Origin of the sequence: Clostridium sp. HMP27, from assembly GCF_000765165.1 — a bacterium.
In the GTDB taxonomy this organism is placed as follows: Bacteria; Bacillota; Clostridia; order Clostridiales; family Clostridiaceae; genus Clostridium_AK.
Map to the genome: position 1 here is coordinate 1 of NZ_JMFY01000059.1, position 1,607 is coordinate 1,607.

General features: G+C 31.7%; 1 protein-coding gene. It reads left to right on the forward strand.

The genetic code is table 11. The features are described 5' to 3' along the window. The first annotated feature begins 131 nt into the window (after window positions 1–131). Window positions 132–1,549 (forward strand): IS1182 family transposase gene (locus DP68_RS18265; protein WP_291550301.1). Its coding sequence is split into 2 segments (ribosomal slippage): window positions 132–717 and window positions 717–1,549, totalling 1,419 coding nucleotides; the frame shifts between segments, so codons are not numbered across the junction. Window positions 1,550–1,607: the final 58 nt, after the last annotated feature.

The window sequence follows — 1,607 nt, forward strand, 5'->3', positions numbered from 1 at the left end:
TTCAGGCTGTTGATAAACATATTTTGTCAACAGCTTTTTACATTTATTACAAAAAGGATTTTTTATATAAACGTAGAATATATAATATATGCCCAGAAAAACACCCGATAGGGTTCCTACGGAGGAAAGCAATGCTTACTAATAATTCAAAAAAACAAAATGAGTTAGAACTAGTTTATATAGAAAATTTAGTGCCAAAGGATCATATTCTTAGACAAATAGATAAATATATTGATTTTTCTTTTATAAGAGATTTAACAAAAGACCTATATTGTTTAGATAATGGTAGACCATCAGTAGATCCAGTAATATTGTTTAAAATGCTTTTTATTGGATACCTATTCGGTATTCGTTCCGAGCGACAGCTCGTTAGAGAGATTGAAGTAAATGTAGCCTATAGATGGTTCTTAGGATACAGTCTTACAGATAAAATACCAAGTCATTCAACTATAAGCCAAAATAGAATAAAGAGATTTAAGGATACTAATATACACCAAGAAATCTTCGATAATATTGTATTCCAAGCATTAAATAAAAAACTAGTAGATGGCGAGATCTTATATACAGATTCAACTCACTTAAAAGCTAACGCTAATAAGAATAAATTTACTAAAGAAATAGTTACTCAATCAACAAAAGATTATTTTCACCAACTAGAAAAAGATATCAATGAAGACAGACTAGTTCATGGAAAGGAACCTCTAAAAAAAAAGACCACATAGAGGAAAATAAAGAGATCAAAATGAGCACTACGGATTCTGATAGTGGATATATGCATAGAGAGGGAAAACCAAAGGGATTCTTTTATTTAGATCACAGAACTGTAGACGGAAAACATAACATAATAACAGATGTTTATGTAACACCTGGTAACATAAATGATGTAGATCCTTATATAGAAAGATTAGATGTTCAAATTAAAAAATTCAATTTTAAAACTAAGTATGTTGGAGCAGATGCTGGATATTCTACTAATGTTATTTGCAAAAGAATATTTGAACGGGGATTAAGAGCAGTTATGGGGTACAGGCGTAGCCCTCATGTAAAAGGGAAATTTACTAAATTTAGATTTCAATATGTTAAAGAACAAGATGTTTACTATTGTCCAGATTTAAGAGCATTGGAATATAGAACTACTAATCGTGATGGTTATAAAGAATACGCATGCAAAATTGAGTACTGTAGTAAATGTAGTAAAAAAGAAAGCTGTTTGTCTGATAAAAGTAAAAGAAAAACTGTCTATCGTCACGTTTGGGAGGATTATAAGGACGAAGTGATTAAATTTACTAAGACTGATAAAGGAAAATGGTTATATAAGAGAAGAAAGGAAACTATTGAGCGTAGCTTTGCAGATTCAAAAAATCTCCATGGGCTGCGCTATGCGCGTTTCCGTGGAATTAAAAAAGTTTCTGAGCAATGCCTGCTTACGGCAGCAGTTCAGAATATGAAGAAGATAGCTCGGGTGCTATCGCACTATTTTTTGGCTCGTTTAGAGCTGTGTTTTTCCTATTATTGTAAAAATGTATACTTTATCCATGCTCCCGCATAAATTTTTAGAAGGCATTATAAAACCCCATGCACAGCATGGGGTTTTTCAACAATCTGAA